The following is a 25,269-nucleotide window of genomic DNA, read 5'->3' as shown; positions in this document are numbered from 1 at the left end:
TGCGACCTCGTCAACGCGGATGCGCCGCCGACATCAGGTGATCGACATCGGCCGCGACGCGTTTCTCGAGGAAGCCCATGACCGCCTTGATGCGGGCGATGTGGAGAAGGTCCTCGTGGACAGAAATCCAGATGTCGCGGACGGAAAAATAGCTCGGCAGTATCGGGCGCAGATCCTTGTTGTGAGCCGCCACGTAGGACGGCAGCATGGCGATGCCGAGGCCGTTCGATGCCGCCATATATTGCGAGACCAGGCTGGTGCTGCGAAACACGACATGGGCCGGCCGCAGGATATCGGACAGCCAGCGGTTTTCCTTGATGTGGATGTGCTCGTCGATGAAATCGATGAAGGCGTGGTTGTCGAGGTCCTTCAGATCGGACGGGACTCCCGCGCGCTGCAAATAGGCATTGGAGGCGTAAAGAAATATCCGGAACTCGCCGATCTTCTTGACCGAGAGCCGCCTTCCCTTCGGTCGGAAGAAGCTGATGAAGATGTCGGCCTCACGGCGCGTCATGTCGAGCAGGCGTGTATCGGTAATCAGCTCGACCTGAATCGAGGGCCACGCCTTGCTGAACGCGGCCATGCAGCTCGTCAGGTACATGCTGCCGATGCCTTCCATGGCGGCAATTCGCACCGCTCCAGCGGCATCCGCCTTCTCGGACCCAACCACCGTCTCGATGATGGCGTTGGCGTTGTTCTCCATGCCCTCGGCGAACTGAAGCAGCCGTAGGCCCGCTTCGGTCAGGGCAAAGCCGGCCTTACTGCGCTTGAAGAGGGTGGTGTTGAGGCTGCGTTCGAGCTCCCTCACCCGCCGGCTGACGGTGGTGTGGTCGACCTTCAGCTTCTGGCCGGCGCGAACCAGATTGCGGGTGCGCGCGACCTCCAGGAAGAAGATCACGTCGTCCCAATTGTAGCGCAGCGTTCGCGCAGCCTTCGCCATCTCGGCCGTCCTGATATGCCCGTTCGCGAGCTTCGGCATCTAACACTCGCCAGTTTCGGGCATATCAGCAGGCCCGGCAATCGTCAGGCGGCAATGATCGGAGCGTAGGTCTCGACCAGCCGGTTGGCGAACATGTCGACCTTCGGGATCATCAGCTTTTGCCGGCAGACCGCCAGGTCGATATGTTTGGGCATCACGGCGCCAAGCCTGAGGGCGCGCGGCGCGACCACGTTGATGTCCCAAAGCGGAAAGCCGGTCGGCGGAATCACGAGGCTGCCGCCCGGATAGGGCGAATCGACGCGGTTAGCCAGCACCACCGCCACCCGATTGTCCTCGGCTCTCGGGATCGCCAGCAACTCCCGTTCGAACGGCTCGCGCAGCGAGGCCGGCCACAGGATGATGTCCGCGGCCGCGATGCCGAGGCAACGCGACACCTCAGGGAATACGGCGTCATAGCCGGACATGACACCTATCCGGCCGAACGGCGTCTCGAACACCGGATAGTCGTCGCCCGCTTTCGCCCATTTACGCTCCTCGGCCGTCAGGTGAGTCTTGCGATATTTCCCGACCTCCTTGCCGTCGGGCCCGATCAGGAACGTCGTGACATATAGCCCCGCTGCGGCCCGCTCCACGGTGGGCAATGCGATCAGGCACTGATAGCGGGACGCGATCGCGCTTGTCTTTGCCAGCAACATCGCCGTCTGGTCGGCCAGGGCCGCGGCCTCCGCTGCATTCGGAATGGCGGACGGACAGAACGCATATTCCGGCAGCGTGAGGACCTTGATGCCCAGCTTCGCCGCGTGGTCGACCATGTCGAACACGTCTTCGGGCGGGCTGTCCTTGGTCACGTGCATCTGCACCGCCGCCACCTTCGCGACGGATTTCGCCGGGATCAGCGGCTGCTCGGCGATCCGGTAAACCGGCGTCTTCTCGTATGGCAGCGCCATCAGGCCGTAGGTCTCGGGACGGCGGTCGGCGATCTTGTCATTCGCCGCGTAGATCGACTTGTCGTGCGCGGCGTCGAGATCGATGTCAGCAATGGCCATGCCGTGCGTATCGTAAGGCACCTTCGACAGCACGCGTCCCTTGGGGTCGACGATCATGCTGCCGCCGGGATAGTAGATCGAGCGTTCATAGCCGGCCTTGGTGGCCGCGACGAGCCACATGCCGTTCTCGTAGCTGCGGGCCGGACCCCACATGTCCGCCTGGTCCATGGCAAAGAAGTTCGCCATGTCGACGATCACTTCCGCGCCCTGCATCGCCATCGCGCGGAAGATCTCGGGAATGCGGCCATCGAAGCAGATCAGCAGGCCGATCCTGCCGAGATCGGTATCCACCACCGGGCAGCCGCGCTCGCCGAACGCAAACCAGTTCTGATCGTGGGTCGCGAGGAACTGCTTGTGGTAGTGGCAGACGGTCTCGCCATTCCTGCCGAACATGATGCCTGTGTTGAAGATCTTCTCCTTGGCGGGATCCCACTCGGTGACGCCGCTGGCAATGTAGATGCGGTGCTTCCTGGCGAGTGCGGACAGCGCCGTGACAAACGGTCCATCCGACATCGTTTCGGCGAGCTCGCGGCAGTGGTCGACGGAATCGAACAGATAGCCGGTGTCCATGCATTCGGGGAACACCACCAGTTCGGCCCCCTGCCTTACGGCCTCCTGGACATATTGCGTGACAAGCGCGATGTTGTGGTCGAAATCCCCCAGACGGGCGAGCGTCTGGACGGCGGCAGCGCGGAAACGGCGCTTCGTCATGTTGGTCTCCATCTTTCGAAAGTTGATCGACTTAATCTCGCTTGACCTCGCGCCAGAAGCGGTCGAGGCAATGGCGTTTCAGGGTGATGAACCCCTCGCCGGTGGTGACGTCGAGGTCGCGCGGCCACGGCAGATCCACCGGAACGATCTCCGCGACCCGCGTCGGCCGGCGCGTCAATAGCACGACCTGGTCGGCGAGCTGGATGGCTTCCTCGAGATCGTGTGACACCAGCAGCATCGTGGTCTTCAGCTTCATGAAGATGTGCTGGAGCCGTTCCCGCATGAACAGCGTCATCTCGTAGTCAAGCGCGGAGAAGGGCTCGTCGAGGAACAGCACTTCAGGCTCGGTCACCAGCGCGCGCAGGATAGAAACCGTCTGCTGCTGTCCTCCGGACAGCGTGTAGGGATAGGCGTTGAGGTCGAACGGCACGTCGAAATCAGCGAGCAGCTTCTCGACGCGACGGCCCCTCTCCTTGCGGTCCACGCCGATCACCTTGAGCGGATAGTGGATGTTGTCGATCGCGCGCATCCAGGGAAACAGCGCCTCCCTGTAGTTCTGGAATACGTACGATATCCGGGTGTCCCGGATGGTCTGGCCGTCGTAAAGCACCTCACCCGCATCCATCGGCATCAGGCCGGAGATCATGTTGATGAAGGTGCTCTTGCCGCAACCATTCGGGCCGAACACCGAGATGAACTTCCCCATCGGCAGGTCGATCGAGAAGTCTTCATAGATCGTGGTGCCCTGGAATTTCTTGCTGAGCCCACGCACCGTGACGTAGGCCTGCCGCGGCTTGGCCGACGGAACAGGTGACGCACCCTCGGCGGCCGTCCGGTCCACGACACGCATCGCAGTCACATTACCCATCGGATGATCCAATCAATTTCCGAGATCAGACTTGGCGAGAATCTTGTCCTTGACGTTGATCGGGCCGGCCACGACGCCCTCCTTGATGAAGACATCGACCAGCGCCTGATACGACTTCAGGTCGACGTCGTTCAGGTCCTTGAAGCCGCGCAGATAGGGCTGCGCCAGGAGTTCGAGCTGGTCCTCCTTGATGGGTGTGTACTTGGTGAGGATCGGCTTGTACTTCTTGAAGTCGGCGTTCACGAGGTCGGTCGCCTCGTCGATCGCGGCAACGACTTTGCGCGCAACGTCGGGTCGTTCCTTCAGGAACTTCGTGGTCATCAACGAAGCTCCGGAATAGAAGGGATCGGCTATCACGTGCGCGACCGGATTGCTCATGGCGCGAACCGCCTTGCCGGAGGCGACGGCGATCGACCCGACCGGCTCGAGCGACAATGTCGCATCCACCGTCCCGCCGACGACGGCAGGCACCTGCATGGCGACGGCAAGGTCGACCAGCTTGACGTCGGTATCGGGATCGAGCCCCGCCGAGCGGACCATGTGGCGCGAGATGGTACGCCACTGAATGCCCGGAACATGACCTAGCGACTTGCCTTTCAGATCGGCAAAGCTCTTAATCGGGCTGTCCGGCTTGACGATCAGTCCGTCATTGATGCGATCGACGGCGATGCCCCCGCCCTGCAGGCCGAACACCTTCAGCTTGCCTGGGAATTTGGCTTCCGCAATCATCGCAATGCCGGCCGCAGCCCCCGGAGGACCGAAATCGGCGCGCTCTGCGATGAGGGCGTCGATGATCTGGTTCGGCGCTTCCATCTTGGTCGAGACGATTTCGATGCAGGCCTTTTCGAACAGCTTCTCTTCGAGAGCGACGTAGTAGGCCGTCGTCTGCATGATCGGCAGCCAGACTGCGGTCACCTTCTCGGTCTTGTCGCAGGCCGCATGCGCACCGGCCGTGCCAAGCAGGAACGTGGACGTCGCGAACGCAGCAAGAAATCTCTTCGTTTGCATGATGGCCTCTTGGTTTTGGATTGGCGGACTATTTACCCGACCAGTGAATGAACGAGCGTTCGATCATCAGGAGCATGAGGTTGAGCCCGTATCCCATCGCGCCCGCGATCAGGATGGAGCCGTACATGTCGGTGAGCGAATACGAGATCTGTGCGTCGATGATGCGGTGACCGATGCCGTCGGTCGCACCGATGAACATCTCGGCGACGATGATCACCACCAGCGCTAGCGACACCGCAGTGCGCAGGCCGACGAAGGTCTGCGGCAGGGTTTCGTAGAAGATGACGTCCTTGAAGATACGGAGTGACGAGGCGCCCATCGAACGCGCGGCAAGGATGCGGGTCTGACGAGCATTCATCACGCCGTAGGCGACGTTGAAGACGATGACGAGCCAGGCAGCGAAAGCGGCAACCGCAATCTTGGCAAAATCGCCGAGGCCGAACAGCAGCAGGAACAGCGGGAACAGTGCGGTCGCCGGCGTGGAGCGGAAGAAGTCCACCAGGAATTCGACCGAGCGATAGATCGCGGCCTTGGCGCCGAGCACGATCCCGATCGGAACGCCGGCAATCACCGCGATCAAGGTCGAATAGCCGACACGCGCGATGGTGTGGACGAAATCTCCGGTCATCTTACCGGCCGCGATGCTGGCCGCGGTATCGCGCAGAGTGTCGACTGGCGACGGCAACAGATCCTTGTTGACCAATTGCCCCTTGAACGCGATCCACCACAAGGCGAACAGCAGCAGCGGCCCTATCGCCAATTCGATGGCGCGCTTCACCTTTGGATTCGAGATCGCCTCGGTGATCTGTTGCATCAGCATCCTCGTGGTCTCTGCGGTTCGCTGCGCGCTTGCCGCCGTGAGCAAGGGAAGTGTTGGCTTCAGCGGCGCGAAAGAAAATGGCGAGATATGCAATCGCTCGTGCAAAACTGCATATTGAAATCAATCTTCCTGGTGATTGATTTGCAGGCTTGCATAGCTCAAGAGTTGGGCAAAGTGCGCTTTTCCGCCCTTGTGAAAGGCAGAGCGGTTGTTGAGGGCAGCAGACTACCGTCTTCGGTTCTGTGGCCGCCGGAGGCGCACTCGCCGGCACGGGATTGCAGTCGCTATGCCTCAGCGCATGCGCGCGCCCGCTTCCTCCTCACGTCCAAACCGCTCCACCAGAAAGTCAATGAACAGCCGCACCTTCACTGACAGGTGCCGAGTCGGCGGATAGACCGCATAAAGCGCGAGCGGCGGCGCCGAATAGTCCTCAAGAACAGCGCGCAGCTCGCCCTTCCGCAAAGCATTTGCCGCGATGAACTCCGGCAGCAGCGCGAGCCCCCTGCCTTTGATCGCGACATCGCGCAGCACTTCGGCATTGTTGACGCAGAGTGACCAGGCCGGCTGGATCCAGTGGTCGCCGTCGGCGCCCGTCAGCTTCCACTGATTGCCGGTGAGCAGGAAGCCGTAAGTCAGCGAAGTGTGTTCGCGCAGATCCTGCGGATGTTTTGGCGTGCCGTGACGCACGAGATAATCCGGGGACGCACAGATCATCCGCGGCACCGGCATGATCTTTCGCGCGATCAGGCTCGACGATTCCAGTTCGGCGATCCGCAAAGTGACATCAAAACCGTCCTGGACCGGATCGAGCAGATCGTCGCTGAGCACGATCTGGAGCTGAAGCTCGCCGTGACGCGCCATGAAATCGGCCAGCACCGGACCCAACCGCATCGTGCCGAACGACATCGGTGCGTTGACGCGGAGCAGCCCACGCGGCGCCGATTGGGCCTGTGTCACCGCCTGATCGGCCGCCTCGACCTCCGAGAGGATGACGAGCGCGCGTTCGAAATAGCGCTGGCCGCTCTCGGTCGGGCTCGCATGCCGCGTGGTCCGGTTCAGCAGCTGGACGCCAAGGCTCTCCTCAAGGTCGGCGATGTACTTGCTGATCGCCGAACGCGACAGCCGCAGCTGCCGGCCGGCTTCCGCAAAGCTGCCGCTTTCGACCACCTTCACGAACGCCCGCAGGCTGCCGAGCTTATCCACGGGCTGTTTCCGCCGATTGTTTCCAAATCGTAGACATAGCCGTCATATTTGCATGGATTGTCTCCAATCCAAAGCGGAACAATATTTCCGGCCAGAGCAAGACGCTCCCCGAGCCTTGGAGGACCACAATGTCTGGACTGCACCACGTGACCGCGATCGCGGGCGACCCGATCCGCAATTTTGGCTTCTACACAAGGGATCTCGGCCTGCGCTTCGTCAAGAAGACGGTCAATTTCGACGATCCCGGCACCTATCACTTCTATTACGGCGACGAGACCGGCCGGCCCGGTACAATCCTGACCTTCTTTCCCTGGGCCGGCGTTCCGGCCGGGCGCCGCGGCGTCGGCGAGACCCATCAGACCGCCTTCCGCGTGCCGCAGCGCTCGCTCGGCTACTGGACCCAGCGCTTCACCGAAAAGGGCATTGCCTATGAGGCGCTCGAGAAGCGCTTCGGCGAGTCCGTGCTGCCGTTCACCGACCCCGACGGCATGGCGCTGGCGCTGGTCGGCGTACCGGGTGCGGAGAGCGAGCCAGGCTGGAGCAACGGCGACGTGCCGGCCGAGCATGCGATCCGCGGCTTCCACGGCGTGACGCTGCTGCTCGACAGCGCGGTGAAGACGGCTGCCGTTCTCACCGACGTGTTCGGCTTCAAGGAGACGGGACGCGAAGGCTCGGTGATCCGCTTCAAGGCGCCGGGCGATGCCGAGGGCAGCGTGGTCGATATCTACGAGGCCAAGGGCTTTCTGCGCGGGCATCAAGGCGGCGGCTCCGTGCATCACATCGCGTTCCGCGCGGCTGACGACGCCGAGCAAGGCCAGATGGCGCAAAGGCTCGTGAGCAATCACGGCCTGCATCCGACCGAGCAGAGGGATCGCAACTACTTCCGCTCGATCTACTTCCGCGAGCCCGGCGGCGTGCTGTTCGAGATCGCGACCGACATCCCCGGCTTCGCCGTCGACGAACCCGTAGCGACGCTGGGACGCGACCTGAAGCTGCCCAGCTTCCTCGAGGCCCAGCGCAAGCAGATCGAGGGCGTGTTGCCGAGCCTGGAAGAGAGCGTGTCATGACCGAGAGTGCCTTCATCAATCGCTTCGAGCCCGCGGTAAGCGCGGGCTCCCCTCCGCTGCTGCTGCTGCACGGCACTGGCGGCGACGAGAACGACCTGCTCGGGCTCGGCAAGATGATCTCGCCCGGATCCGCCCTGCTCTCGCCGCGCGGCCGCGTGCTCGAACACGGCATGCCGCGCTTCTTCCGTCGTCTCGCCGAAGGCGTGTTCGACGAGGACGATGTGCGGTTGCGCGCGCGTGAGCTTGGCGATTTCGTCAGCGAGGCACGGAAGCAATATGGCATCGCCGCGCCGATCGCGGTCGGCTTCTCCAACGGCGCCAACATCGCAGCCGCGCTGTTGCTGCTGCAGCCGGAGGTGCTGGCCGGCGCGATCCTGCTGCGCGCGATGGTGCCGCTGTCGGATCCGCCCACGGCCGATCTTGCAGGCAAGCCGGTCCTGCTATTGTCCGGCCAAGGCGATCCGATCGTGCCGCCCGGCAATTCGGCCAAGCTTGCCGCCCTGCTGTCGCAAGCGGGCGCGAGCGTGACCCACAGGGTCCTGCCGGCGGGCCATCAATTGTCGCAGGCCGATTTGACGCTCGCCCGCGACTGGATCGGCAAGGTCGACGCCGAGGCTGCATGATCCACGAGCGGCGCATCGTACGAACGATGCGCCGCTCTTTTCACTCGAACCAGCCGCGCCGCTTGAACCAGATCAGCGGCAGAATGCCGCTTGCAATGACCGCGAGCCATGCCAGCGGATAGCCGAAGGTCCAGTCAAGCTCGGGCATGTGCTTGAAATTCATGCCCCAGATGCCGACGAGGATGGTTGGGGGGACGCCGACCACGGACACGATCGTCAGGATCTTGAACAGTTCGTTCTGCTGGATGTTGATGAAGCCGAGCACCGCATCGAGCAGAAGCTGGATCTTGTCGGACAGCCGGGTCTCGTAGTCGCCGAGCGAAGCCACGTCTTTCGATACGGCCTCCAGGCGCTTCTTCGACGCGGCCGTGACCCATCCGCTTCCGACATCGCCGGCAAACGACGCGATGCGGCCGACCCCGAGCAGGACATCGCGCGCCTTGGCGAGACGGTCGGCCAGCTCGCCAACGTTCTCCAACGCCTCTCGCATCCTGCGGCTGGAGCGAACCGGCCGCTTGGAGCGAACGAGGCCCCCCTTGAAGACGCCCCGCGAGAGCTCGTCGAGCTTGGCGCCGAGATGCTCCAGGACATCGGCGCCGCGATCGACCATGGCTTCAAGCAGGCTGGTGAACACGCACATGCCGTTCTCGAGGCTGTCGTCGGAACCGATACGCTTGCCGACGTCGTCGAAAATCGGCAACTCGGCGAAGCGGACCGTGACCAGCACGCGCGGGCCGATAACAAAACCCACCGGCGTGATTTCGGCCTCGCCTTCCTCGTCGAGCCGGACAGCAGGCGCGCTGAGATAGAGCGTTCCGCGCTCGAAGACCAGACGGCTGGACGCCTCGATCTCGCTGAGCGAATCCTCGGATCGAATGTGTATATTGAGCAGCCGTTCGACGAACTGCTTCTCCTCGTCGGTCGCATTCAGCAGGTCGGCCCAGATGATCTCCGAGGGCATTTCCGCGCTGATGCTTCGCCAGTCATTGGACGGCCATCTGTACAGCTTGAGCAAGAACCGAACTCCGTGTGCCCCCTGGCGGCGGATCGCGCGGCATACGGCCATCCTGCGACAAGCTAACGCATGAGGATTTCAATCGTTCAATGTCCGGAAATCGACAGAAGCTGCGCTCGAAAGAAACGGCGCGATCTTGTTACGATGCTGCCATCATGTCGGTGTTTTGCCCGACGCATCAAGCGGGGTTAGTTGTGGCGTTTGATGCCGAGCAAGGCGCGCAAGCCATTGAAATAGCTGGCCCCGTCTACTGTGCATGGGGTTGTTTTCGCGTTTTTGCTTTGGGCCCGTCGAAAAAATGGCCTCTTCCCGAAGGAAGAGGCCATTTTTGTCGAGGCGAACCTTCGATTTGTTCGAGCGCTGCTATTCCCAGGACCACGCCGAGAAGTCGTTCTCGAACTGCGGGACTTCCTTCCAGACGCCCTTCAGCTTCTTGTTGGTGACGGTCGGCCATTGCGGCTGGAACAGGTAGGCGGAGACGGCGTCGGTGGCCAGCATGCGCTGGGCGTCGCCGAGCAGCTTGGTACGCGCGGCTTCATCCGGCGTCGACACGATCTGCTTGTAGAGCGCGTTGAAGGCCTCGTTGTTGTAACCGATATAGTAGTCCGGCTCGGTGAGCTTGACGAGGTCGAACGGCTCGACATGGCTGACGATGGTCAGGTCGAAATTGTGCGGACCGTTGGGTGCGAACACCTGCGACAGCCACTGCGCCCATTCGACGTTCTCGATCTTGGCGACGATGCCGACCTTGGCGAGCTGGGCCGCGACGATCTCGCCACCCTGCCGCGCATAGGGCGGCGGCGGCAGCTTCAGCGACAGCTCGAGCGGGGTGGTGACGCCGGCTTCAGTCAGCAGCTTCTTGGCTTTCTCGGGGTCGAAAGGGTTGACGCCGGTGGTGTCGACATAGCCAAGCGATCCCGGCGTGTAGAAGCTGCCGATCGGCGTGCCGAAGCCCTCGACGGCGCCGTCGATCAAGGCCTTGCGGTCGATCGCAGCGAGAATGGCGCGGCGAACGCGGACGTCGTCGAGCGGCTTCTTGCGGTGGTTGATCGCGACGATGGTCTTGGCCCGGGATCCGCCGATCAGTACCGTGAAGCGCGGATCGGACTTGAACTGAGCAACGACGCGGGTCGCGATGCGCGGGAACGCGTCGACGTCGTTCGAGAGCAGCGCAGCCGCCTGCGCGGCCGGATCGGAGATGAAGCGGATCGTGACCTTCGAAAGCTTGATCGCCGAGGCATCGCGATAGTCGGCCCATTTGTTGAGCGTGATCGAGGAGCCCTTGGCCCAGGCGCCAAGCTGATAGGGTCCGGTCCCGACCGGCTGGGTGACGTTGGTCGCCGCGCTCTTCGGCTCGACGATCGAGGCGCTCGCCTGTCCGAGCAGGAACGGCAGGTTCGGCTCGGAATATTTCACTGCGATGACGACGGTGTCGGCGTCTGGCGTCTCGACCTTCTCGAAGGCCTGGAACAGGCTCTTGTCCTTGTTGGTGCTGGTCGCGGCCGCGTTGCGTTCGAACGAAAACTTCACCGCCGCTGAGTTGAACGGCTCGCCATTGTGGAATTTGACGCCCTTGCGCAGCTTGAACGTGTAGGTCTTCAGGTCGGGCGATGCGGTCCAGCTCTCCGCCAGCAGCGGCGAGGTCGAGCCGTCCTCGTTGATCTTGGTCAGCGTCTCGTAGATGTTGTAGAGCGTGACCTCGGCGATCGCAGCGGCGGCGGCATTGGTGGGGTCGAGTCCCGGCGGCTCCAGCGTCATCCCCATGACGACGCTGTCCTTCTTGCTCTGCGCCAGCACGGGCAAAGGCGCAGCCACCAGCGCGGCGGCAAAGGCGACGATCGATAGTTTCCTCAACATGCGTAACTCCCCGGCCTGTTCTGTTCTTGAGCCTAAGCCAATCCTGCTCCGGACACTAACCTTCCACGGCTGCCTGGGGCAACGCCATCACGGCCTCGGCCTTGTGGCAGGCGGCAAGGTGCCCCTCGCCCACCTTGCGTAACTCAGGCAGGGCCTCGCGGCAATGCTGGTCGGCGAGCGGACAACGCACGACATAGGGGCACCCGGTCGTGGCCGCCGATTGCGAGGCGATCGCCTGGCTCCCGCGCCGCCGCCGCCCGCCGCCGGCACGCGCCCGCGGCACCGCCTCGAGCAGCGCCCGCGTATAGGGGTGGGCGCAATGCTCGAACAAATCCTCCGGCCGGCCCTGCTCGACGATCCGGCCGAGATACATCACGGCGACCTCGTCGCAGAGATAGTCGACGACGGCGAGGTCGTGGCTGATCAGGACATAGCTGAGGCCGAACTGCTCCTGCAGATCCTGCATCAGGTTCAGCACCTGCGCCTGGACCGAGACATCGAGCGCCGAGACCGGCTCGTCGGCGACGATCAGCTTGGGCTGGGTGATCAGCGCGCGCGCAATCGCGATGCGCTGGCGCTGGCCGCCGGAGAATTCGTGCGGATATTTCTCCATGTCCGCGTCGCGCAAGCCGACCTGACGCAGTGCCGCCGCGACACGTTCGCGGAACGTGGTGCGATCGGTTCCCTCCAGCACCGTCAGCGGCTCGGCGACAATGCGGGCGATGGTCTGGCGCGGATCGAGCGAGCCGTAGGGGTCCTGGAACACCATCTGGAAATCGCGGCGGGCACGGCGCAGCTCGTCGGCGGAGATGCGATTGAGATCGCGGCCGAGCAGCGCGACCTGCCCCGACGTCGGCCGCTCCAGCGCCATCACCAGCCGCGCGAGGGTCGACTTGCCCGACCCGGACTCGCCGACGACACCGAGGCTCCTGCCCGCGGCAACCTGCACGCTCACGCCATTGAGCGCACGCACCTGCCCCGGCGGGCGAAACAGGCTTTCGCGCGGCAAGGCATAGCGTTGCTCGAGATCCTTCACGTCGAGAAGCGGCACGGAAGTCATGCGGTCAGCACTCCCTCGCGTTCCGACATCGAGACATCGGTCCTGATGCAGCGGACGAAGTGCCCGGGTCCGACGTCGATCATCGGCGGAAGCGCGGCGCGGCACTGGTCGATCACCAGCGGACAGCGGTCGGAGAAGGCGCAGCCGGACGGCAGATCGGCAAGCTCCGGCACAGTGCCCGCGATCGTCTTCAGCCGCGTGCCCTTGCGCGCGCCGAGCTTCGGTCGGGCGCGGAACAGGCCCTGCGTATAAGGATGGCCCATGCGGCGGAACACCTCGTCGGTCGGCCCGCTCTCGACGACCGTGCCGCCATACATCACCATCATGCGCTGCACGTTCTCGGCGATGACGCCGAGATCGTGCGAGATCAGGATCATCGACATGCCGCGCTCCTCGACGAGATCGGCGATGAGGTCGAGGATCTGGCCCTGGATGGTGACGTCGAGCGCGGTGGTCGGCTCGTCCGCGATCAGCAGATCCGGCTCGCAAGCGAGCGCCATCGCGATCGTGATACGCTGGCGCTGGCCGCCGGAGAACTGGTGCGGATAGGCATCGACGCGCCTGACGGCATCGGGCAGTCCGACACGGTCGAGCAAGGCGACCGCCTCTTTGCGCGCCTGCGCCGCCGAGTATTTCTTGTGACGCCGCAGCGGCTCGGCGACCTGATGACCGATCGTATGCATCGGATTGAGCGCGGTCATCGGCTCCTGGAAGATCATGCTGATGCGGTTGCCGCGTAGCTTGCAATAGTCCGCGTCCGCAAGCCCGGCAAGCTCGTTGCCGTCGAGCTTGATGCTGCCGGTGACGACGGCGCTGTCAGGCAGCAGCCCCATCAGCGACAGCGCCGTGACCGACTTGCCGCAGCCGGACTCGCCGACCAGCCCCAGCGTTTCCCCGCGCTTCAGGGCAAGGCTGACACCGCGCACGGCCTCCGCCGGCCCGCGGCTGGTGTTGAGACCGACGCCGAGATTTTCGACCTCGAGCAGCGGCACTGCCTGTCGCGCGCCCATCGTCATCGCTCCCGCGCCAGTCGGGGATCGAGCAGGTCGCGCAATCCGTCGCCGAGCAGATTGAGGCCGAGCACCGCGATCGCGATCGCAGCGCCTGGATAGACCGCGAGCATCGGCGACTGGAACAGCAACGTCTGCGCATCGTTCAGCATCCGCCCCCAGGACGGCTGCGGCGGCTGGGTGCCGAGGCCGAGATAGGACAAGGCGGCTTCTGCGAGAATGGCGAGCGCGAACTGGATGGTGACCTGCACGATCAGGATCGACAGGATATTCGGCAGCACATGCTCGATGGTGATGCGGAAGGCGCCCTTGCCTGCCGCGCGCGCGGCCAGCACGAATTCGCGCGCCCAGATCGCGTTGGCCGAGCCTCGCGTCAGCCGGGTCAGCGTCGGGATCTGGAAGATGCCGATCGCGACGATCGAGGTGACCATGCCGGGTCCGAACACCGCGGCGAGCATGATCGCAGAGAGCACGGCCGGAAAGGCGAAGGTGAAGTCGGAGAAGCGCATGATGATCTCTTCGCTCCAGCCGCGCCGGGCCGAGGCGATCAGGCCCAGCGTGACACCGAAGCTGAGACCGATGCCGACGGCGATGACGCCGACCAGGATCGTGGAGCGGGCGCCCGCCAGCAGCAGCGAGACGATGTCGCGGCCGAAGGAATCGGTGCCGAGCCAGTGCGCGGCCGAGGGCGGCCGCAGCTTCGCGGCGATGTCGATGTCGTAGGGCGACCACGGCGTCCACACCAGCGACAGCAGTGCTGAAGCAAGAACGAGAAGGCTCAGCGAACCGCCGAGCACGAAGCTGCGATGGCGCAGCGCGCGGGCCCAGAAGGTCCTGGCCGGCACGCGGCGCGCCGCGACTGACGCGTCAATCGGCGTGGTCAGGGGCCCGCTCACAGGTCGTGGACCTTGATGCGGGGATCGATAAAGGCATAAAGCACGTCGACCACGAAATTGACGATGACGACCATGGTCGCCAGCAGCATCACGCAATTGCGCACCACGATCAGGTCGCGATTGGCGATCGACTGGAAGATCAGCCGGCCGAGGCCCGGCAGGTAGAACACGTTCTCGATCACGATGGTGCCGGCGAGCAGATTGGCGAATTGCAGCCCCATCACCGTCATCACGGGGATCATGGCATTGCGCAGTACGTGGCTCCACAGCACCTCGCGCTTGCCGAGCCCTTTCGCGCGGGCGGTGCGGACGAAATCCTCCCGCAGCACTTCCAGCACGGCCGATCGCGTGACCCGCGCAAGGATTGCGGCCTGCACCACCGCGAGCGAGATCGCCGGCAGCAGCAGCGACTTGACGCCGAGCCAGATGCCATCCTCCCAGCCGGAAAATCCCCCCGCCGAGAGCCATTGCAAGCGGACCGCGAACAACAGCACCAGCAGGATCGCGAACCAGAAATTCGGCAGCGCGATGCCGATTTGCGTCAGCGACATCACGCCGACGTCGCCGAGCCTGTTGTGGTTGGCGGCGGTGTAGATGCCGGCCGTGAGCGCCAGCGACACCGTGATGGCCATGGCCATGATCGCGAGTGGAACGGTCAGCACCAGCCGCTCCGCGATCAGGCTGGCGACCGACGTGCCGTAGACATAGGAATTGCCGAGATCGCCGACGAGCAGGCCCTTGATCCATTGCAGATAGCGGACCGCCAGCGGCTGATCGAGCCCGAGCTTGACCGTGAGCGCGCGCACCGCATCCGCCGAGGCATCGGCGCCCATCAGCATCTGCGCGGCGTTGCCGGGCAGCGCATCGAGCACGAGGAAGATGATCAGCGATGCGCCAACCAGCGTCGCCAGCAAGGTCACCAGACGTCGGAGGACAAAGACGCTCATGCGCGCTCGGCTTCAGGGCTCATCTGCGGCACGATCAACATGTCCAGGCGCAGGACGCAAGTCTTTTGCTGCGTGAGCACGTTGTCATTCCGGCCAGCGGGACAGAAGATCGCTCGAAGCCTCGAACAGCGCGCTCACCCGAAGCAATTCCGCATCGGCCCGGAAGCGGCCGACGAGCTGAAGCCCGATCGGCAGGCCGTCGCGGCCGAAGCCGGAGGGCAGGCTGATTGCGGGATGGCCGGTCATGTTGAACAACATGGTCCAGGGAAACCAGTGCGGCCGGACGCTGTCGAAATGCGCTCCGTCGATCTCGATGGTTCCGAACAGGTCCTGCTCGATCGGAAGCGCGGTGCGCGTCAGCGTCGGCATCGCCAGAAAGTGTCCGCGCGCAAGCAGCGATTGCACGCGCCGGAACAGCGCGGTGCGCGCGAACATCGCCTCTTGGTAGTCGACGCCGCTGACCTCGGTCGCGAGCGCCAACTGCTTGAGGAAGGCCTCGCTCAGCTGGTCCTTGTGCTCGGCTGCGAGTTTTGCAAAGCGCGTTCGCCAGACCGTGTGGTTGATGGCGCGCCAGATCGGCTCGATGTCGAAACCGTCGCCGGAGAATTCCTCGAGCTCGGCACCAAGTCCGGCCAGCCGGTCGAGGCTCGCCTCGAAGCTGGCTGCGACCTCGGCGGACACCGGACGGCCCGGCGGCGTCAGGCAGTACAGGATCCGCTGCCCGCGCAGATCGCCGCGCGCCGCAGTCGCGCCGATGAAATCGGGCACGGGGACGCCGATCGACCAGGGGTCGCAGGCATCCTCGCCTGCCATCGCCTGCATCATCAGCGCGGTGTCGGCGACGGTGCGCGTCATCGGCGTGACATAGGTCTGGTTGCCGAACGCATCCAGCGCCTGGCTGTGCGGGATCACACCGTTGCTCTGCTTCAGGCCCACCACGCCATTGCATGCAGCGGGAATTCGCGTCGAGCCGCCGCCGTCGGTCGCGATCGCGAGCGGCGCGATGCCGCTGGCCACCGCCACCGCCGCGCCGCCGCTGGAGCCGCCGGACGAACGTCCGGCGTGCCACGCGTTGCGGGTGCGGCCGAACAAAGGAGAATCCGTCAGGCACTTGCTGCCGAATTCCGGCGTCGTGGTCTTGCCGATCAGGATCGCGCTCTGGCTGCGCAACCGCGCCACCGCGACGGCATCCTCGTTCGGCAAATTGTCCTTGAAGGGAACGGCGCCGAAGGTGGTCTTGACGCCCTCTGTGTTGACGATGTCCTTGACGGTGACGGGGATGCCGTGAAGCAGGCCGAGCGGCTCGCCGGCCATCATCCCGCGTTCCGCGACGCGCGCCTGCGTCATCGCCTCGTCGCCACACAGGGTGATGAAGCAGTTCAGCTCGGGCTGGAGCGCCTCGGCGCGCGCCAGCACGGCGCTGACGATCTCGACCGGAGAAATCTTCTTACCGGCAATGAGGCCGCGCAGCTCGGTTGCGGAGAGGAGACAGGGATCGCTGTTCATGTCACATCACGCTCCGAAGCGGGCCGCCATTGACCCGAAGACATTGACAGCGAGAATGGCAGTTTTGTTAACTCGCCGTCCAATACGATTTTGGTCGCCAACCCATACGTTTTCGGTATGCCAATGGATCTTCGCCGGCTCCGCTATTTCGTCGCCGTCGCCGAGGCGCGCAGCATCGGCAAGGCCGCCGAGCGGCTGCGGATGGCGCAGCCTCCGCTTTCGGTCCAGATCCGCAAGCTCGAGGCCGAGATCGGCGCGCCGCTGTTCCGCCGTGGCACCCGGGGCATGGATCTGACCGAGGCGGGCCAGGCACTGCTGACACGCGCGAGCGAGGCGCTGGCGCTGGCCGTCGACGGCGCCGAAGCCGCGCGCGCGGTTGCCGCCGGCAAGCGTGGACGGCTCTCGGTCGGCTACATGTTCGTGCTGGCGAACGCGATGCTGCCTCGGCTCATCCCGGAGCTGCGACGCTCGGTTCCCGGCGTCGATCTCGACTTCGCCGAGCTCAGCGCCTCGACACGCGAGGCCCGGCTGCTCGACCGCAGCGTCACTGTTGCCCTGTGCATGCCGGCCATCAACCACCCCGAGATCCAGGTGGCGCGGATCGGTGCGCAGCGCTTCATGCTGGCGATGCCGATCCGCTCGCCACTCGCACGGCTCAGCACCGTTCCGATGGAGCGGTTGCATGGCCGCCCTCTGATTGCACTGCCGCCGCCGGAGCAAGATCCAGCCTCCTCCGCAGTCGCGGCTCTGCTGCGACGTCATCAGGTCGTGATGCCGATCGCGAGCCGAGTCGAGACTGTGCATTCGGCGCTCAGCCTGGTTCTCGCCGGCGAAGGTTTTGCCATCGTGCCGGCCTGCGCCAAGCCCGGCGCGCCGCGCGGCATCGTGTTCAGACCGCTGCGCGATGCAGCCGATTCCATCGACATCGCGGTATGCTGGCGACGGGATTCCCAGAGCCCGCTGATCTCCAGGTTCATCAAATGCGCCGAGAAGGCCGTCGCGCGGATGTGAGCTGGCGCTACCAGCTCCAATTGATCTCGCGGCTCCAGGGCGGATCGGCGCCCGGGCGGGTGCAGGTAAGGCCGGCGCAATTGGCGGCAAAAGACAGCGCGCGGCGGAGTTCGTCTGCACCGATGTCCTTCAGCCGTTCGCGCGCGACACGACCCTGCTTGTACAGGGCAAACAGCAGCGCTGCCTGGAAGCTGTCGCCTGCGCCGATGGTATCGGCGACCTCGACCTTTGGCGCGGGAACTTCGATCTGGCCTGCCCCGGCATGCCACGCAATCGCGCCATCGTTGCCGCGGGTGATGACGACGAGGCTCGGGCCCTGTGCCAGCAGCATGTCGGCGCGCCGGTGACAGGGCTCGTCGCCGAAGAGGTAGGCGAAATCGACGTCGGACATCTTGATGAGGTCGGCGTGCCCCGCAAATTCGGCGATGCGTGCGAGGTAGGCCGGCTTGTCCTTGACCAGGTTAGGGCGACAATTCGGATCGAACGAGACCGTCGACCTCCCCCGCCCGTCCGCAATCAGTGCTTTCGTCTCGGCCGCGCCCCGATCGCTGACAAGCGTGGTCGAGCCGACATGAAGGGCCTCGACGCTTGCGAACGGAATCGTTCCAGGCCGGTAGGTCCAGTTCCGCGTCGCGGTTTCTGCGTCATAGAAGGCATAGTGCGATTCGCCCGCAACGATGCGCACGAAGGCGAGTGTTGTCTGGAGATCGCTGCGAGTGGCGAGAGCGATATCCACGTTCGAAGCTGTGGCGTGATCCGCGATCATCCGCCCAAACATGTCGGTCGAGATGCCGCCGACAAAGCTGGTCGGCGCACCCAGCCGCGCCATGCCGATCGCGACGTTGAGACAGGAGCCGCCGACCGCCGGCATCACCGCCTCGCGCCCCCCGGCGTTCCGCGTCGGCACGAAATCGATCAGCGCATCACCGCAGGCAATCAGCATGACCTTCAACCTCTCGCCACGTCGCGCATCGCCGCGCGGCTGCCGCGATCGATTTCGCGCAGGAGCTTGTAGACCTCGCGCTTGCGGGCGTGGAACGCGGCCATGTCGGCCGCGGTCGGCTCGCTCTTCCGTCCCAGCGCCGACATTTTGGCCATGGTCTCGCCGATCGAAGCATAGGCGCCGCCGGCCACCGCGCCCAGCATCGCAGCCCCCAGCAGCACCGGCTCCCTGGTCTGCGGCAGTGCGACGGTAAGGCCCGTCGTATCCGCCATGATCTGCCGCACCAACGGGCTGCGGCTCGCACCGCCCCCCATGATCATGAGGCTGGAGCGGACGCCATGTGCGGCGAAGGCCTCGATCACCTCGGCAAGCCCATAGGCGAGACCACAGAGGCCGGCAACGAACAGCCGCTCCATCGCGGCGATGTCGGTGTCAAGATCGAGGCCCGCGATCACCGCGCGCGTATCGGGGTCGGCGTAGGGCGAGCGATTGCCGATGAATTCGGGGAGAACATGGATGTCGCGGGCGAGCAGCGCGGCGCGGCTGGCATTGCCCGCGCGCGCGATGATGCGGCGCTCGAGAAAATCGATGAGGTCGAGGCCCTCGCTGCGTGCCGCCGCGCTCGCCTCTGTGTAGCCCGGATGCGATTTCAGGAGATGGTCGATCGCCGCGCCCGCGGCCGACTGGCCGCCCTCGTTGAGCCAGAAGCCCGGGACCATGCCGGAGTAATAAGGCCCCCACACGCCGGGTACGAAACATGGCTCCCTCGTCGTCGCCATGATGCAGGCCGACGTTCCCATGATGTAGGCGAGCCGATCGCTGACATCACTCTCCCCGCCCGATCCGTCGCGGCCGCCGATCGCCCCGATGCCGCCGGCATGGGCGTCGATCAGCGCCGCGCCGACTGGCGTGCCCGGCACCAAGCCGAGCTCGGCCGCAGCCGCTCCGGTCAGCCCCGCGCCGAGCCGGGTGCCGGGGGCGACGATCTCGGTACCGATGCGGGCATATGTTTCGGCAACAAAGTCAGACAGACCGATGCGTTCGAAGAACTGCGCGCTCCAGCCGCCGCCGTCATGCGCGAGATAGTTCCATTTGCAGGTGACAGTACAGGTCGAACGCTGCAAGGAACCGGTTGCGCGCCAGGTCAGGTAATCCGCGAGATCGAAGAAGTAGCCGGCGGCGTCGAAGCTCGCGCGCAGGTGCCGCTTCAGCCACAAGAGCTTCGGCATCTCCATCTCGGGCGAGATCGAGCCGCCGACATAGCGCAGCGCGTCATCCCCAGTCTCGTTGATCAGCCGCGCCTCGGCGATGGCGCGATGATCCATCCAGACGATGACGTTGCGCTGCCTGTCCCCCGATGCGCTGACGGTGAGCGGCTCGCCCTGCCTGTCGAGGACAACCAACGAACACGTCGCGTCAAAGCCGATGCCGCCGATGCTGTCGGGCACGATCGCTGCCTCCGCCATCGCGGCGCGCACCGATTTGACGCATGCGTCCCAGATGTCCCCGGACGATTGCTCGACGATATCGCCAGCCTCGTGCCAGATCCGGATGGGATGCCGGGCGGTGCCCAACAGCGTGCCGGCCTCGTCAAACACTCCGGCGCGCGTGCTTGTGGTCCCCACGTCGACGCCGATATACGCTCGCGGCATTGTCGCTCCCGGTCGCTTTCCGTCGGTTTTGACGGTGAGCCTACCAGCAAGTATAGCCGCCATCCACCAGCACGATGCTGCCGGTCATCAGGCTGGCCGCTTCGGAGCTCAGGAACAACACGACCGAGGCGATCTCCTCGACCTGCCCCATCCGCGCCATCGGGGTTCCGCCGATCCAGGCGTCGTACATCTTGGCGTTGCTCTTCACGAAAGCGTTGAGCGGCGTCTCGATATAGGTCGGCGCCACCGCATTGACGCGGATGCCGCGCGCGCCCCATTCGGCGGCCAGTGATTTGGTCAGATGATGCACCCCCGCCTTGGACGCATTGTAGAAACACTGCTCCTGCGGCCTGTTGACGATGAAGCCGGACATCGAGCCGACATTGACGATGGCCCCGCTCTTCGCCTTCAGCATGTGCTTGCCGAATTCGCGGCAGCACCAGAAGGTGCCGTTGAGATTGACGTCGATGACGTTGAGCCAGTGTTCGTCGGTGACGGTCTCCGCCGGGGTTTCGCTGCGGGCAATACCTGCGTTGTTGACGAGAATGTCGACCTTGCCGTGGCGGGCGACGAGGTCGTTGGCGACCTCTGCCACGCGCTTGGTATCGGTCACGTCCATAATCACCGTCTCCACGTCAAAACCCTTCGCCTTCAGGCTGGCCTTGGCGCTGTCGGCGACCTTGCCGTCGCGGTCTCCGATGATGACCCTGGCGCCGGCTTCAGCCAGCGCTTCCGCGCAGCCAAGGCCAATGCCCTGCCCGCCGCCGGTGATGAACGCGGTCTTGCCGTTCAGCTTGAATTTTTCCAGGTACATGGTGGTCTTTCCGTTTCTTGCCGTTCTGCCGATTTGTTCTCAGTTCCGAAGCGCGTTGCCGCTCGCGTCGAAGCGGTGAATGCGCGCGGGGTCCGGCACCAGCGACACGTGGTCGCCGGCATGCAGGCTCAATTCGCCGATATAGCGTGCGGTCAGCATTCCGAGCGGGCCGGCATCGACATAGAGGAAGGTGTCGCTGCCGAGATGCTCGGCCACCGCGATGGTCCCCTGCCAGCCTCCGGTGCCATCGCGGTCGATCTTGAGGTGCTCCGGCCGGACGCCGATGGTGGCGGCACCACGTTGCAAAGCGAGCTCTCCGGTGACGAAATTCATCTTGGGCGAACCTATGAAGCCGGCGACGAAGAGATTGGCCGGCCGCTCGTAGAGCTCCAGCGGCGAGCCATATTGCTCGATCTTTCCGCCGTTCAGCACGACGATCTTGTCAGCCATGGTCATGGCTTCGACCTGATCGTGGGTGACGTAGATCGCGGTGGTGCCGAGTTGCTTCTGAAGCCGCGTCACCTCGATGCGCATCTGGACGCGCAGCGCCGCATCGAGGTTGGAGAGCGGCTCGTCGAACAGGAACGCCTTGGGCTCGCGCACGATGGCGCGGCCGATCGCGACGCGCTGGCGTTGGCCGCCGGAGAGTTCGCGCGGCTTGCGGTCGAGATAGGGCGAAAGATTGAGCGTCGCAGCCGCCGCCTCGACCTTGCGGTTGATCTCGTCCTTTGGCAAGCCTGCCATCTTCAGGCCGAAGCCGATATTGCCGCGCACGCTCATATGCGGATAGAGTGCGTAGGACTGGAACACCATCGACAGCCCGCGCTTGGCGGGCGGCGTATCGACGACGTTCTTGCCGTCGATCAATATCTTGCCGCCGGAGACATCCTCCAGGCCCGCGATCAGCCGCAGCAAGGTTGTCTTGCCGCAGCCGGACGGACCGACGAACACCACGAAGGAGCCATCTGCAATCTCGAGGTCGGCGCCCTTGATGATGTGCACCGGGCCGAAGGATTTCTGCACGTCCTGAAGTGTGATCTGACCCATGATCCGGCAGCCCCTTTACTTTACCGCGCCGAAGGTGAGCCCGCGCACGAGCTGCTTCTGGCTGAACCAGCCGAGGACGAGAATGGGCGCGATCGCCAGCGTCGAGGCCGCCGACAGCTTTGCCCAGAACAGCCCTTCGGGACTGGAATAGGACGCGATGAACGTGGTGAGCGGCGCGGCGTTCGACGTCGACAGATTGAGCGTCCAGAACGCCTCGTTCCAGGCCAGGATCAGATTGAGCAGCATGGTCGAGGCCAGCCCCGGGATCGCCATCGGCGTCAAGACATAGACCAGCTCGCGGCCGATAGTGGCGCCGTCCATGCGCGCGGCTTCGAGGATGTCGCGCGGGATTTCCTTGAAATAAGTGAACAGCATCCAGATCACGATCGGCAGATTGCCGAGGCACAGGATGAAAACCAGGCCGATGCGGGAATCGAGCAGCCCGAAGCTTTTGTAGATCAAGTAGATCGGCACCAGCACGCCGACGGGCGGCATCATCTTGGTCGAGAGCATCCAGAGCAGGATGTCCTTGGTGCGCTTGGTCGGCGAGAAAGCCATCGACCACGCCGCCGGAATCGCGATCATAAGCGCGATCAAGGTCGAACCGCCGGCGATGATGATCGAGTTCAGCGCGTGGTGGAGATAATCGCTGCGCTCCTGCACGGTCGCGTAGTTCTCGGTGGTCCAGTGGAAGAACAGGAACGACGGCGGGATGGCGAAAGCCTCGAGCTCGGTCTTGAAGCTCGCCAGCACCATCCACAAGATCGGGAAGAAGATCAGGAAGCCGAAGAGCCACGCTCCGATCGTCGAGATCACCACGTGCTGCGTCGTCGTCTTGCGCGCCATGATTCAGGCTTCCAGATTGCGGCCGACGATGCGGACGAGGAAGAAGGCGACGACGTTGGCGATCACCACCGCGACGAGGCCGCCCGCAGAGGCGCTGCCGACGTCGAATTGGATCAGCGCCTGCGAATAGATCAGGAAGGCGATGTTGGTCGTTTGCAGGCCCGGCCCTCCCCCGGTGGTGACGAAGATTTCGGCGAACACGGTGAGCAGGAAGATGGTTTCGATCAGGACCACCACCGTGATCGGGCGCGCCAGGTGCGGCAGCGTGATGTAGATGAAGGTCGAGACCGCGCTGGCGCCGTCCATCTCGGCAGCCTCCTTCTGCTCCTCGTCGAGCGACTGCAGCGCGGTGAGCAGGATCAAGGTGGCGAACGGCAGCCATTGCCACGTCACGATCAGGATCACCGCAAACAGCGGCACGTCGTTGAACCAGTCGATCGGCGTCAGGCCGAACAGCGCGGCGAGCCAGGCGAACAGGCCGGACACCGGGTGCATCAACAAATTCTTCCAAACCAGCGCGCTCACCGTCGGCATCACGAAGAACGGCGCGATCACCATCAGCCGCACGAAATTGCGACCGATCACCGGCTGGTCCATCAGCAGTGCGAGCGGAATGCCAAGCAGGATCGTCAGCGCCAGCACCGAGCCGACCAGCACCAGCGTGTTCTGGAGCGAAGCCAGAAAGGCGGGATCAGTGAGGAAGTAGCGGAAGTTCTCCAGCCCGACGAAGGACTCCGAACCGGGATCGAGCAGGCTGTAATGCAGCGTGGAGAAATAGATCGTCAGCGCCAGCGGGACGATCATCCAGATGAACAGCAGCCCGACGGCCGGCGCCAGGAGCGAGCGCGCAAGGAACTGCGTTTGCCGGGTTGCCATCAACGCTTCTCCGTCAGAGCGTTTTCGAGCGAAGTGGAGACCGGTTCGCGGGAAGAAAACGCGTCAAAATGAAACCTCGGGAAGAAGGCGGCCATCCATGACGCTGGATGGCCGCAAGTCTGAGCTCAGGCGGTCGAGCTCGGGTTCACTTGATGTAGCCGGCGCGCTTCATCTCACGCTCCGTCGCCGACTGCGCCGCGGCGAGCGCGCCATCGACCGTCATCGAGCCCGCAAGCGCGGCCGAGAACTGCTGGCCGACCTGGGTGCCGATGCCCTGGAATTCGGGGATCGCGGCATACTGCACGCCGACATAGGGCACAGGCTTCACTGTCGGCTTGTTCGGATCGGCTGCATCGATCGAGGCCAGCGTCAGCTTGGCGAACGGGGCGACCTTGAGATAGTCGGGGTTCTGATAGAGCGAGGTGCGCGTGCCCGGCGGCACATTGGCCCAGCCCTCCTTCGATGCCACCAGCTTGGTGTAGTCCTTGCCCGTCGCCCAGGCGATGAACTTCTCGGCGGCTTCGATCTTCTTCGAGCCGGCGGGGATCGCGAGGTTCCAGGCCCACAGCCAGTTTGCGTTTTTGCCGAGCCCGGTGTTGGGCGCCAGCGCAAAGCTGACCTTGTCGGCGACCTTAGAATCCTTCGGATTGGTGACGAAGGACGCGGCGACCGTGGCGTCGATCCACATCGCGCATTTGCCGGCGTTGAACAGCGCCAGATTCTCGTTGAAGCCGTTTGAGCTTGCGCCGGGAGGCCCGGCCTCCTTCATCAGATTGACGTAGGTCGTCAGCGTCGCCTTCCATTCCGGCGTGTTGAACTGCGGCTGCCACTTCTCGTCGAACCAGCGCGCGCCATAGGAGTTGGCCATGGCCGAGAGGAACGCCATGTTCTCGCCCCAGCCGGCCTTGCCGCGCAGGCAGATGCCGTAGGTACCGGCGCTCTTGTCGGTCAGCTTCTTGGCGGCGTCGACGACAAAGTCCCAGGTCGGCTTTTCCGGCATCTTCAGTCCGGCCTTGTCGAACAGATCGGTGCGATACATCACCATCGAGCTTTCGCCGTAGAACGGCGCGGCAAAGAGCTTGCCGTCGACGGAGACCGCGTCCTTGATCCTGGGCAACAGGTCGGCGACGTCGTAATCGGCGCCCAGATTGGCGAGCGGCACCAGCCATCCTTTCTTGGCCCAGATCGGAACTTCGTAAGTGCCGATGGTGAGCACGTCGAACTGGCCGCCCTTGGTGGCGATGTCGGTGGTGACGCGCTGGCGCAGCACGTTCTCCTCCAGCGTCACCCACTTCACGGTGATATCGGGGTTCTTCTTGGTGAACTCAGCCGTCAGCCCCTGCATGCGGATCATGTCGCCATTGTTGACGGTGGCGATCGTCAGGGTGGTTTCGGCCATCGCCGGGACGGCCAGCAAAAGTGCAGACGCGCCGCAGACGGCGCCCAGGACATGTTTCACGGAGACCTCCCTCAAACTCGCGCTTTTGAGCATATGCCCACGCG

The 25,269-nt window shown here is 64.2% G+C and carries 23 protein-coding genes; 3 read left to right on the top strand and 20 right to left on the bottom strand.

Annotated features, from left to right (window positions below; translation table 11 throughout):
- Nucleotides 1–10: 10 nt before the first annotated feature.
- The 6 genes from CIT40_RS12460 to CIT40_RS12435 form a co-directional block, all read right to left on the bottom strand.
- Nucleotides 11–979 (bottom strand): LysR family transcriptional regulator, encoded by a 969-nt coding sequence (locus CIT40_RS12460; RefSeq protein ID WP_244611957.1) that lies wholly within the window; start codon nucleotides 977–979, stop codon nucleotides 11–13.
- Nucleotides 980–1,023: 44 nt separating this feature from the next.
- Nucleotides 1,024–2,697 carry a carbon-nitrogen hydrolase family protein gene (locus CIT40_RS12455; protein ID WP_094896327.1) on the bottom strand — a complete coding sequence of 558 codons (1,674 nt, stop codon included), beginning with the start codon at nucleotides 2,695–2,697 and terminating at the stop codon, nucleotides 1,024–1,026.
- 31 nt (nucleotides 2,698–2,728) lie between these two features.
- Complete coding sequence (locus tag CIT40_RS12450) at nucleotides 2,729–3,565, bottom strand: ABC transporter ATP-binding protein (protein ID WP_244611956.1); 837 nt, start codon at nucleotides 3,563–3,565, stop codon at nucleotides 2,729–2,731.
- Between the two features lie 12 nt (nucleotides 3,566–3,577).
- Entirely contained in the window at nucleotides 3,578–4,573 is a 996-nt protein-coding gene (locus CIT40_RS12445) for an ABC transporter substrate-binding protein (RefSeq protein WP_094896221.1), read from the bottom strand.
- 28 nt (nucleotides 4,574–4,601) lie between these two features.
- Nucleotides 4,602–5,387, bottom strand: coding sequence for an ABC transporter permease (locus tag CIT40_RS12440; protein WP_094896326.1), 786 nt, complete (start codon nucleotides 5,385–5,387; stop codon nucleotides 4,602–4,604).
- Between the two features lie 297 nt (nucleotides 5,388–5,684).
- A complete protein-coding gene (locus CIT40_RS12435) occupies nucleotides 5,685–6,596 on the bottom strand; it encodes a LysR family transcriptional regulator (protein ID WP_162307463.1) in 912 nt (303 codons plus the stop codon).
- A gap of 128 nt (nucleotides 6,597–6,724) precedes the next feature.
- Here CIT40_RS12435 and CIT40_RS12430 point away from each other — a divergent pair, with 128 nt between their 5' ends.
- Complete coding sequence (locus CIT40_RS12430) at nucleotides 6,725–7,663, top strand: ring-cleaving dioxygenase (RefSeq protein ID WP_094896220.1); 939 nt, start codon at nucleotides 6,725–6,727, stop codon at nucleotides 7,661–7,663.
- Nucleotides 7,660–8,286, top strand: a complete 627-nt coding sequence (locus CIT40_RS12425; RefSeq protein ID WP_094896219.1) for an alpha/beta hydrolase — start codon at nucleotides 7,660–7,662, stop codon at nucleotides 8,284–8,286. Before CIT40_RS12430 ends, CIT40_RS12425 begins: the two co-directional genes overlap by 4 nt.
- A 40-nt stretch (nucleotides 8,287–8,326) precedes the next feature.
- Here the strand turns inward: CIT40_RS12425 and CIT40_RS12420 are convergent, their stop codons facing one another.
- The 7 genes from CIT40_RS12420 to CIT40_RS12390 form a co-directional block, all read right to left on the bottom strand.
- Nucleotides 8,327–9,301 carry a magnesium transporter CorA family protein gene (locus CIT40_RS12420; RefSeq protein ID WP_094896218.1) on the bottom strand — a complete coding sequence of 325 codons (975 nt, stop codon included), beginning with the start codon at nucleotides 9,299–9,301 and terminating at the stop codon, nucleotides 8,327–8,329.
- A 363-nt stretch (nucleotides 9,302–9,664) separates the two neighbouring features.
- Entirely contained in the window at nucleotides 9,665–11,158 is a 1,494-nt protein-coding gene (locus CIT40_RS12415) for an ABC transporter substrate-binding protein (RefSeq protein WP_094896217.1), read from the bottom strand.
- Between the two features lie 55 nt (nucleotides 11,159–11,213).
- Nucleotides 11,214–12,218 carry an ABC transporter ATP-binding protein gene (locus CIT40_RS12410; protein ID WP_094896216.1) on the bottom strand — a complete coding sequence of 335 codons (1,005 nt, stop codon included), beginning with the start codon at nucleotides 12,216–12,218 and terminating at the stop codon, nucleotides 11,214–11,216.
- Nucleotides 12,215–13,228: an ABC transporter ATP-binding protein gene (locus CIT40_RS12405; protein WP_094896215.1), complete on the bottom strand. Its 1,014-nt coding sequence runs from the start codon at nucleotides 13,226–13,228 to the stop codon at nucleotides 12,215–12,217. The genes CIT40_RS12410 and CIT40_RS12405 overlap by 4 nt, the downstream gene beginning before the upstream one ends.
- A gap of 2 nt (nucleotides 13,229–13,230) precedes the next feature.
- Nucleotides 13,231–14,124 (bottom strand): ABC transporter permease, encoded by an 894-nt coding sequence (locus CIT40_RS12400; protein WP_094896214.1) that lies wholly within the window; start codon nucleotides 14,122–14,124, stop codon nucleotides 13,231–13,233.
- A complete protein-coding gene (locus tag CIT40_RS12395; protein ID WP_094896213.1) occupies nucleotides 14,121–15,071 on the bottom strand; it encodes an ABC transporter permease in 951 nt (316 codons plus the stop codon). The genes CIT40_RS12400 and CIT40_RS12395 overlap by 4 nt, the downstream gene beginning before the upstream one ends.
- 84 nt (nucleotides 15,072–15,155) lie before the next feature.
- Entirely contained in the window at nucleotides 15,156–16,577 is a 1,422-nt protein-coding gene (locus CIT40_RS12390) for an amidase (protein WP_094896212.1), read from the bottom strand.
- 123 nt (nucleotides 16,578–16,700) lie between these two features.
- On the opposite strand from CIT40_RS12390, the gene CIT40_RS12385 reads away from it, so the two are divergent.
- Entirely contained in the window at nucleotides 16,701–17,588 is an 888-nt protein-coding gene (locus CIT40_RS12385; protein ID WP_094896211.1) for a LysR family transcriptional regulator, read from the top strand.
- Nucleotides 17,589–17,595: 7 nt separating this feature from the next.
- Here the strand turns inward: CIT40_RS12385 and CIT40_RS12380 are convergent, their stop codons facing one another.
- The 7 genes from CIT40_RS12380 to CIT40_RS12350 form a co-directional block, all read right to left on the bottom strand.
- Nucleotides 17,596–18,531, bottom strand: a complete 936-nt coding sequence (locus CIT40_RS12380; RefSeq protein WP_094896324.1) for a carbohydrate kinase family protein — start codon at nucleotides 18,529–18,531, stop codon at nucleotides 17,596–17,598.
- A gap of 5 nt (nucleotides 18,532–18,536) precedes the next feature.
- Nucleotides 18,537–20,183 (bottom strand): FGGY-family carbohydrate kinase, encoded by a 1,647-nt coding sequence (locus tag CIT40_RS12375; RefSeq protein WP_094896210.1) that lies wholly within the window; start codon nucleotides 20,181–20,183, stop codon nucleotides 18,537–18,539.
- Between the two features lie 40 nt (nucleotides 20,184–20,223).
- Complete coding sequence (locus CIT40_RS12370) at nucleotides 20,224–20,997, bottom strand: SDR family NAD(P)-dependent oxidoreductase (protein ID WP_094896209.1); 774 nt, start codon at nucleotides 20,995–20,997, stop codon at nucleotides 20,224–20,226.
- A 39-nt stretch (nucleotides 20,998–21,036) separates the two neighbouring features.
- Nucleotides 21,037–22,044 carry an ABC transporter ATP-binding protein gene (locus CIT40_RS12365; protein ID WP_094896208.1) on the bottom strand — a complete coding sequence of 336 codons (1,008 nt, stop codon included), beginning with the start codon at nucleotides 22,042–22,044 and terminating at the stop codon, nucleotides 21,037–21,039.
- A 15-nt stretch (nucleotides 22,045–22,059) separates the two neighbouring features.
- Nucleotides 22,060–22,890 (bottom strand): carbohydrate ABC transporter permease, encoded by an 831-nt coding sequence (locus CIT40_RS12360; protein ID WP_094896207.1) that lies wholly within the window; start codon nucleotides 22,888–22,890, stop codon nucleotides 22,060–22,062.
- A 3-nt stretch (nucleotides 22,891–22,893) separates the two neighbouring features.
- Nucleotides 22,894–23,766, bottom strand: coding sequence for a carbohydrate ABC transporter permease (locus CIT40_RS12355; protein ID WP_094896206.1), 873 nt, complete (start codon nucleotides 23,764–23,766; stop codon nucleotides 22,894–22,896).
- 145 nt (nucleotides 23,767–23,911) lie between these two features.
- Nucleotides 23,912–25,225, bottom strand: coding sequence for an ABC transporter substrate-binding protein (locus tag CIT40_RS12350; protein ID WP_162307462.1), 1,314 nt, complete (start codon nucleotides 25,223–25,225; stop codon nucleotides 23,912–23,914).
- Nucleotides 25,226–25,269 lie beyond the last annotated feature (44 nt).

It is taken from the genome of Bradyrhizobium amphicarpaeae (genome assembly GCF_002266435.3).
Taxonomy (GTDB): domain Bacteria; phylum Pseudomonadota; class Alphaproteobacteria; order Rhizobiales; family Xanthobacteraceae; genus Bradyrhizobium; species Bradyrhizobium amphicarpaeae.
This window is presented reverse-complemented; position numbering and strand designations above follow the sequence as displayed.

Excerpts from the sequence above, each read along its gene's own strand:
- CIT40_RS12360 (WP_094896207.1), bottom strand. The coding sequence starts at position 22,890 with ATGGCGCGCAAGACGACGACGCAGCACGTGGTGATCTCGACGATCGGA.
- CIT40_RS12375 (WP_094896210.1), bottom strand. The coding sequence starts at position 20,183 with ATGCCGCGAGCGTATATCGGCGTCGACGTGGGGACCACAAGCACGCGC.
- CIT40_RS12430 (WP_094896220.1), top strand. The coding sequence starts at position 6,725 with ATGTCTGGACTGCACCACGTGACCGCGATCGCGGGCGACCCGATCCGC.
- CIT40_RS12455 (WP_094896327.1), bottom strand. The coding sequence starts at position 2,697 with ATGACGAAGCGCCGTTTCCGCGCTGCCGCCGTCCAGACGCTCGCCCGT.
- CIT40_RS12445 (WP_094896221.1), bottom strand. The coding sequence starts at position 4,573 with ATGCAAACGAAGAGATTTCTTGCTGCGTTCGCGACGTCCACGTTCCTG.
- CIT40_RS12380 (WP_094896324.1), bottom strand. The coding sequence starts at position 18,531 with ATGCTGATTGCCTGCGGTGATGCGCTGATCGATTTCGTGCCGACGCGG.
- CIT40_RS12415 (WP_094896217.1), bottom strand. The coding sequence starts at position 11,158 with ATGTTGAGGAAACTATCGATCGTCGCCTTTGCCGCCGCGCTGGTGGCT.
- CIT40_RS12385 (WP_094896211.1), top strand. The coding sequence starts at position 16,701 with ATGGATCTTCGCCGGCTCCGCTATTTCGTCGCCGTCGCCGAGGCGCGC.
- CIT40_RS12390 (WP_094896212.1), bottom strand. The coding sequence starts at position 16,577 with ATGAACAGCGATCCCTGTCTCCTCTCCGCAACCGAGCTGCGCGGCCTC.
- CIT40_RS12460 (WP_244611957.1), bottom strand. The coding sequence starts at position 979 with ATGCCGAAGCTCGCGAACGGGCATATCAGGACGGCCGAGATGGCGAAG.
- CIT40_RS12395 (WP_094896213.1), bottom strand. The coding sequence starts at position 15,071 with ATGAGCGTCTTTGTCCTCCGACGTCTGGTGACCTTGCTGGCGACGCTG.
- CIT40_RS12370 (WP_094896209.1), bottom strand. The coding sequence starts at position 20,997 with ATGTACCTGGAAAAATTCAAGCTGAACGGCAAGACCGCGTTCATCACC.
- CIT40_RS12425 (WP_094896219.1), top strand. The coding sequence starts at position 7,660 with ATGACCGAGAGTGCCTTCATCAATCGCTTCGAGCCCGCGGTAAGCGCG.
- CIT40_RS12440 (WP_094896326.1), bottom strand. The coding sequence starts at position 5,387 with ATGCAACAGATCACCGAGGCGATCTCGAATCCAAAGGTGAAGCGCGCC.
- CIT40_RS12450 (WP_244611956.1), bottom strand. The coding sequence starts at position 3,565 with ATGGGTAATGTGACTGCGATGCGTGTCGTGGACCGGACGGCCGCCGAG.
- CIT40_RS12405 (WP_094896215.1), bottom strand. The coding sequence starts at position 13,228 with ATGGGCGCGCGACAGGCAGTGCCGCTGCTCGAGGTCGAAAATCTCGGC.
- CIT40_RS12355 (WP_094896206.1), bottom strand. The coding sequence starts at position 23,766 with ATGGCAACCCGGCAAACGCAGTTCCTTGCGCGCTCGCTCCTGGCGCCG.
- CIT40_RS12365 (WP_094896208.1), bottom strand. The coding sequence starts at position 22,044 with ATGGGTCAGATCACACTTCAGGACGTGCAGAAATCCTTCGGCCCGGTG.
- CIT40_RS12410 (WP_094896216.1), bottom strand. The coding sequence starts at position 12,218 with ATGACTTCCGTGCCGCTTCTCGACGTGAAGGATCTCGAGCAACGCTAT.